Genomic DNA, 6,356 nt, shown 5'->3' on the forward strand with positions numbered 1-6,356 from the left:
TCCTATGTTTGATATTCCCAAGCATTCTTTAACATTATCTTGCAAGTTCATTAAAATACCGCCTTTCGTTAAGCTGATTTCTGATTCTGATGAACTGGCCTTATTTAATCGATGCCGTGCCCAAATTCGCCGATGCGGCAAAGCTGACGCTGGAATTGTCCGTTTACGGCGTTGTTTTGTCGTTGCTGTTCGGACTGCCCGTCGCCGTGGTTACGGCATACCGCATCCGCCCCTTCTACGCATTGGCGCGCGCCTATATCGAGCTGTCGCGCAATACGCCCCTGCTGATCCAATTGTTTTTCCTGTATTACGGCCTGCCGAAAATGGGCATTAAATGGGACGGTTTCACCTGCGGCGTAATCGCGTTGGTTTTTTTGGGCGCAAGCTATATGGCGGAAGCCGTCCGCGCCGGCATCCTCGCCGTGCCTAAAGGGCAGGTCGAAGCGGGCAAGGCCATCGGTTTGAGCCGCTTTCAAGTGTTCCGCTATGTCGAATTGCCTCAGGCTTGGGCGGTCGCTGTTCCCGCTATTGGTGCAAACGTATTGTTTTTAATGAAAGAAACATCCGTTATTAGCGCGGTCGGCATTGCGGAATTGCTGTTCGTTACCAAAGATGTGATTGGTATGGACTACAAAACCAACGAGGCTTTGTTTTTGTTGTTTGCCGCTTATCTGATTATCCTGCTGCCCGTTTCGCTTTTGGCGCGGCGATTGGAAAACCGCATACGGGGTGCGAAATATGGCGTTTGAATGGCTGTTTGAAGGGCAAAACGCGGCGCGCTTGGGCGAAGGCCTGCTGCTGACGGTGCAGATTTCCCTGATTTCCGTTGCCGCCTCCTGTGTATTGGGTACGCTGTTCGGCTTGGTTTTGCGTTCGCGCAACCGGCTTATCCGCTTTATCGGACGGTTTTATCTCGAAACCATCCGCATCGTGCCGATTTTGGTGTGGCTGTTCGGCCTGTATTTCGGACTGTCCGCCTGGACGGGCATCCACATCGGCGGATTTTGGGTCTGCGTCTGGGTATTTTCCCTGTGGGGCATCGCCGAAATGGGCGATTTGGTCCGCGGCGCATTGGAATCGATTGAAAAACACCAGGTCGAATCAGGCCTGGCACTCGGCTTGAGTCGCGGGCAGGTATTCCGCTACATCGAGCTGCCGCAAAGCATCCGCCGCGTATTGCCCGGTGCTGTCAATCTGTTTACGCGCATGATCAAAACCAGCTCGCTCGCCTCGCTTATCGGCGTGATTGAAGTGGTCAAAGTGGGGCAGCAAATTATTGAAAACTCGCTGCTGACGCAGCCCAATGCTTCATTTTGGGTTTACGGCCTGATTTTTATGCTGTATTTCTTCTGTTGCTGGCCGCTGTCGCTGCTGGCGGCAAAACTTGAACAAAAATGGGAACACTGACATGGCTTTACTGAGCATCCGCAACCTGCACAAACAATACGGCAACGTAACCGCCATTCAATCCTTAGACTTGGACTTGGAAAAAGGCGAAGTCATCGTACTGCTGGGTCCGTCCGGCTGCGGCAAATCCACACTCCTGCGCTGCGTCAACGGTTTGGAAGCGCACCAAGGCGGCAGCATCGTGATGGACGGTGTCGGCGAATTTGGCAAAGACGTTTCTTGGCAAACCGCCCGGCAAAAAGTCGGCATGGTCTTTCAAAGCTATGAACTGTTTGCCCACATGACCGTCATCGAAAACATCCTCTTAGGCCCGGTGAAAGTACAAAACCGCAACCGTGCCGAGGCAGAGGCACAAGCCGACAAACTGTTGGAACGCGTCGGCCTGCTCGACCGCAAGAACGCCTATCCGCGCGAACTCTCCGGCGGCCAGAAACAACGCATCGCCATTGTCCGCGCCCTGTGCCTGAATCCGGAAGTCATCCTGCTGGACGAAATCACCGCCGCACTCGACCCCGAAATGGTGCGCGAGGTCTTGGAAGTGGTTTTGGAACTCGCCCGCGAAGGCATGAGTATGCTCATCGTAACCCATGAAATGGGGTTTGCCCGCAAAGTTGCCGACCGCATCGTCTTTATGGACAAAGGCGGCATTGTCGAATCGTCCGACCCCGAAACCTTCTTCTCCGCACCAAAAAGCGAACGTGCCCGCCAATTTCTGGCAGGTATGGACTACTGATTTACCGCAAACCGTCCGAACCCCTTTCAGACGGCATTTCATCCCAAGCAAACATTCAAAAAGGAGATTCCCAATGAAACTAAACGCAAAATTCAAAGCGCTACTCGCTTCCGCTGCCATCGCCGTCGGTCTGACCGCCTGCGGGGGCGGCTCCGGCGATACCCAATCTTCACAAAGCGGCGGTGCGGCAACCGTTGCCTCCATCAAAGAAAAAGGCGTGATCCGCATCGGCGTATTCGGCGACAAGCCTCCGTTCGGCTATGTTGATGCCAACGGCAAAAACCAAGGCTTTGATGTTGAGATCGCCAAAGACCTGGCCAAAGACCTGCTCGGCAGCCCCGACAAAGTCGAATTTGTCTTAACCGAGGCCGCAAACCGCGTCGAATACGTCCGTTCCGGCAAAGTCGACCTCATCCTCGCCAACTTTACCCAAACCCCCGAACGCGCCGAAGCCGTCGATTTCGCCGATCCTTACATGAAAGTGGCGTTGGGCGTGGTTTCCCCCAAAGACAAACCGATTACCGACGTGGCGCAATTGAAAGACCAAACCCTGCTGGTCAACAAAGGCACCACCGCCGACGCTTTCTTCACCAAAAGCCATCCCGAAGTCAAACTGCTGAAATTCGACCAAAACACCGAAACCTTCGACGCGCTGAAAGACGGCCGCGGCGTAGCACTCGCGCACGACAACGCCCTGCTGTGGGCGTGGGCGAAAGAAAACCCGAACTTTGAAGTCGCCATCGGCAACCTCGGCCCCGCCGAATTTATCGCCCCCGCCGTTCAAAAAGGCAACGCCGACCTCCTGAACTGGGTCAACGGCGAAATCGCCGCTATGAAAAAAGACGGCCGTCTGAAAGCCGCCTATGAAAAAACCCTCTTGCCCGTGTATGGCGAGAAAGTCAAACCGGAAGAATTGTTGGCTGAATAAGTTTGTTTGACAAGAAAATCCGTATCCGTATTTGAAGGCGGGTGCGGATTTTTTTCAGCCGCCGAAAATATCGAAAGTCCAAAGGAAGAATCAACTATCTCATTGTTTTCTTTATTTGTTTTATCATTCTTGTATGTGCGGAAATCAAGTTCGTCCGGTTTTGCCTGTGTTTGAATTTCGGGCAACTTTCAAATCGTCATTCCCGAAAAACGCTTCAGCCTTATGTTTCCGGATGACCGTTTTTTGTGGGAATGACGGCGGAGCGTTTCTTTTATTAGGATAAATTCCTACGGTATTGAAACGGCGATAAGGTGTTTTTCTTTATTATATAATTTCAATGCAAAATGATATTTTTTGAACAAGCGTGCCGCAAAGCCGGAAAAAATGTTCAAGCCGCATCGGCGGCAGACGGGATAAAAAATGACGTTTGACGAATGGTTGGGCTTGTCAAAACTGCCCAAAAATGAAGCAAGAATGCTGCTGCAATATGTTTCGGAATATACGCGCGTGCAGTTGTTGACGCGGGGCGGGGAAGAAATGCCGGACGAAGTCCGACAGCGGGCGGACAGGCTGGCGCAACGCCGTCTGAACGGCGAGCCGGTTGCCTATATTTTAGGTGTGCGCGAATTTTATGGCAGACGCTTTACAGTCAATCCGAGCGTGTTGATTCCGCGTCCCGAAACCGAGCATCTGGTCGAAGCCGTATTGGCGCACCTGCCCGAAAACGGGCGCGTGTGGGATTTGGGGACGGGCAGCGGCGCGGTTGCCCTTACCGTCGCACTCGAACGCCCGGATGCCTTCGTCCGTGCATCCGACATCAGTCTGAGCGCACTCGAAACCGCCAGGAAGAATGCGGCAGATTTGGGCGCGCGGGTCGAGTTTGCACACGGTTCCTGGTTCGACACCGATATGCCGTCTGAAAGGCAATGGGATGTCATCGTTTCCAACCCGCCCTATATCGAAAACGGCGATAAACATTTGTCGCAAGGCGATTTGCGGTTTGAGCCGCAAATCGCGCTGACCGACTTTTCAGACGGCCTAAGCTGCATCCGCACCTTGGCGCAAGGCGCGCCCGACCGTTTGGCGGAAGGCGGTTTTTTGTTGTTGGAACACAGTTTCGATCAGGGCGCGGCGGTGCGCGGCGTGTTGGCGGAGAATGGTTTTTCGGGAGTGGAAACCCTGCCGGATTTGGCGGGTTTGGACAGGGTTACGCTGGGGAAGTATATGAAGCATTTGAAATAATTGTTTGCAAAATTGGCGGGCTTTCCGTTATTGGGTTATGATGTGTTTCGATATGTAAACATTTATAGGTTTGGAGCGATAAACAATGAATGCAGTCGTAGTTGCCGTAATCGTTATGCTGGTGCTGTCGCTGTCGCGCGTGCACGTGGTATTGAGCCTGACGGTCGGCGCGTTTGTCGGCGGCGCGGTGGCGGGTATGCCGCTGCAAAACATTGCCGATGCGGCGGGACAGGTCAGTCAGGCGGGGATTATCCCCGTGTTCAACAAAGGTTTGGAAGGCGGCGCGAAGATTGCGCTTTCTTATGCGATGCTCGGCGCGTTTGCGATGGCGATTACCCATTCCGGCCTGCCGCAGCAGCTTGCCGGCGCGGTCGTCCGCAAGCTGAACCGGGGCGGTATGCCCGACAGCGTGCGTTCGGGCGAGGGCGCGGTCAAATGGCTGCTGCTTTCCATCATCCTTGTGATGGGCATTATGAGTCAGAACATCATACCCATCCACATCGCCTTTATCCCGATGATTGTCCCGCCGCTGCTTTTGGTGTTCAACCGCCTGAAAATCGACCGCCGCCTGATTGCGTGCGTCATCACTTTCGGGCTGGTTACGACCTATATGTTCCTGCCTTACGGCTTCGGCGCGATTTTTTTGAACGAAATCCTATTGGGCAACATCCATTCCGCCGCGCCGCAGCTTGATGTGAAAAACATCAACGTGATGGCGGCAATGGCGATTCCCGCATTGGGAATGCTGGCCGGACTCCTGCTGGCGTTTGTCCACTACCGCAAACCGCGACTGTACCAAAGCAATAATGCCGATACGGCGGGCAACGCCGATGCGGCAAACCGTCCGCAGCCGTCCGCCTACCGCAGCCTGGTTGCCGCCGCCGCCATTGCCGTATGCTTTGCCATACAGTTGATGTATGAAGACTCGCTGGTGTTGGGCGCGATGCTCGGTTTCGCCGTATTTATGATGTTGGGGGTCATCAACCGCGACAAGGCAAACGACGTATTCGGCGAAGGCATCAAGATGATGGCGATGGTCGGCTTCATTATGATTGCCGCGCAGGGTTTTGCCGCCGTGATGAATGCGACCGGGCATATTCAGCCGCTGGTGGAAAGCAGTATGGCGATATTCGGCAACAGCAAAGGTATGGCGGCGTTGGCGATGCTGGTGGTGGGGCTTTTGGTAACGATGGGCATCGGTTCGTCCTTTTCCACTTTGCCGATTATCGCCGCGATTTATGTGCCTTTGTGTGTCGGTTTGGGTTTTTCGCCGCTTGCCACCGTCGCCATTGTCGGCACGGCGGGGGCGTTGGGCGATGCCGGTTCGCCTGCGTCCGATTCCACGCTGGGTCCGACGATGGGGCTGAACGCCGACGGGCAGCACGACCACATCCGCGATTCCGTTATCCCGACCTTCATCCACTACAACATCCCGCTGCTGATTGCCGGCTGGATTGCCGCGATGGTGCTGTAAATGGACGCGGTTCAAGAGTTGGAACGCCGTATTGTCGAATTGGAAATCCAATCCGCGCTTCAGGAGGACGTAATCGCCGGCCTGAACGCGATGGTGGCGGAATTGCGGCAGACGCTGGATTTGCAGCAGGCTCAGTTGAGGCTGCTGTATCAAAAAATGCAGGACAGGAATCCCGACGCGCAAGAGCCGTATTCCCTGCGCGACGAGATTCCGCCGCATTATTGATGCGCCGCCGTATCCGGATTTCCTTAAAAAAAGCTGTGTTTGAATATTCCGCCGATGCAACCCTAAGATATAACTTTAATCAGTCGGACAAAATGCCTTTTATCCGATGAAACCGTTTTCCGCCCGAACGGAAATAAGCGGCTCCCCCCCGCTGCAAACAGATAAAACCAACCGGGTATTCAAACACAGCCAAAAAAAAGCCGTCCGAACCCAAAGGGGACAGACGGCCAAACACATTACGGGGAAAACGTCTTACTCAATGAGTCTGCGAAACAGACATTGCTAAAACAACTGCAATTATAAGGTAAGTTTATTTTTTTTTTTTTTTTTTTTTTTTCAAAAAAATT

The 6,356-nt window shown here is 53.7% G+C and carries 7 protein-coding genes; all 7 read left to right on the plus strand.

All coding sequences use genetic code 11. The features are described 5' to 3' along the window. Positions 1-89: 89 nt before the first annotated feature. The 7 genes from Q9J32_RS06300 to Q9J32_RS06330 all read left to right on the plus strand — a co-directional run bounded on the left by Q9J32_RS06300 (position 90) and on the right by Q9J32_RS06330 (position 6,009). Positions 90-749: an amino acid ABC transporter permease gene (locus tag Q9J32_RS06300; RefSeq protein ID WP_301884414.1), complete on the plus strand. Its 660-nt coding sequence runs from the start codon at positions 90-92 to the stop codon at positions 747-749. Beyond that, positions 739-1,407, plus strand: coding sequence for an amino acid ABC transporter permease (locus Q9J32_RS06305; RefSeq protein ID WP_301884415.1), 669 nt, complete (start codon positions 739-741; stop codon positions 1,405-1,407). The genes Q9J32_RS06300 and Q9J32_RS06305 overlap by 11 nt, the downstream gene beginning before the upstream one ends. Before the next feature lies 1 nt (position 1,408). Further along, the gene (locus Q9J32_RS06310; RefSeq protein ID WP_301673937.1) at positions 1,409-2,140 is read left to right on the plus strand and encodes an amino acid ABC transporter ATP-binding protein; all 732 of its coding nucleotides are present in this window, start codon (positions 1,409-1,411) and stop codon (positions 2,138-2,140) included. Positions 2,141-2,213: 73 nt separating this feature from the next. Further along, the gene (locus tag Q9J32_RS06315; protein ID WP_301884417.1) at positions 2,214-3,068 is read left to right on the plus strand and encodes an amino acid ABC transporter substrate-binding protein; all 855 of its coding nucleotides are present in this window, start codon (positions 2,214-2,216) and stop codon (positions 3,066-3,068) included. A gap of 420 nt (positions 3,069-3,488) precedes the next feature. After that, complete coding sequence (gene prmC, locus Q9J32_RS06320) at positions 3,489-4,310, plus strand: peptide chain release factor N(5)-glutamine methyltransferase (RefSeq protein WP_301884418.1); 822 nt, start codon at positions 3,489-3,491, stop codon at positions 4,308-4,310. Between the two features lie 85 nt (positions 4,311-4,395). Next, positions 4,396-5,784 (plus strand): Na+/H+ antiporter family protein, encoded by a 1,389-nt coding sequence (locus Q9J32_RS06325; RefSeq protein WP_301884420.1) that lies wholly within the window; start codon positions 4,396-4,398, stop codon positions 5,782-5,784. Next, complete coding sequence (locus Q9J32_RS06330) at positions 5,785-6,009, plus strand: SlyX family protein (RefSeq protein WP_002219958.1); 225 nt, start codon at positions 5,785-5,787, stop codon at positions 6,007-6,009. The last annotated feature ends 347 nt before the right edge of the window (positions 6,010-6,356 follow it).

This window comes from Neisseria uirgultaei (genome assembly GCF_962719845.1).
Lineage (GTDB): Bacteria > Pseudomonadota > Gammaproteobacteria > Burkholderiales > Neisseriaceae > Neisseria > Neisseria bergeri.

Bases quoted from the DNA above. Each gene is read 5' to 3' on its own strand.
- Q9J32_RS06325 (WP_301884420.1), top strand. From the start codon at position 4,396: ATGAATGCAGTCGTAGTTGCCGTAATCGTTATGCTGGTGCTGTCGCTG.
- Q9J32_RS06315 (WP_301884417.1), top strand. From the start codon at position 2,214: ATGAAACTAAACGCAAAATTCAAAGCGCTACTCGCTTCCGCTGCCATC.
- prmC (WP_301884418.1), top strand. From the start codon at position 3,489: ATGACGTTTGACGAATGGTTGGGCTTGTCAAAACTGCCCAAAAATGAA.
- Q9J32_RS06310 (WP_301673937.1), top strand. From the start codon at position 1,409: ATGGCTTTACTGAGCATCCGCAACCTGCACAAACAATACGGCAACGTA.
- Q9J32_RS06330 (WP_002219958.1), top strand. From the start codon at position 5,785: ATGGACGCGGTTCAAGAGTTGGAACGCCGTATTGTCGAATTGGAAATC.
- Q9J32_RS06305 (WP_301884415.1), top strand. From the start codon at position 739: ATGGCGTTTGAATGGCTGTTTGAAGGGCAAAACGCGGCGCGCTTGGGC.
- Q9J32_RS06300 (WP_301884414.1), top strand. From the start codon at position 90: ATGAACTGGCCTTATTTAATCGATGCCGTGCCCAAATTCGCCGATGCG.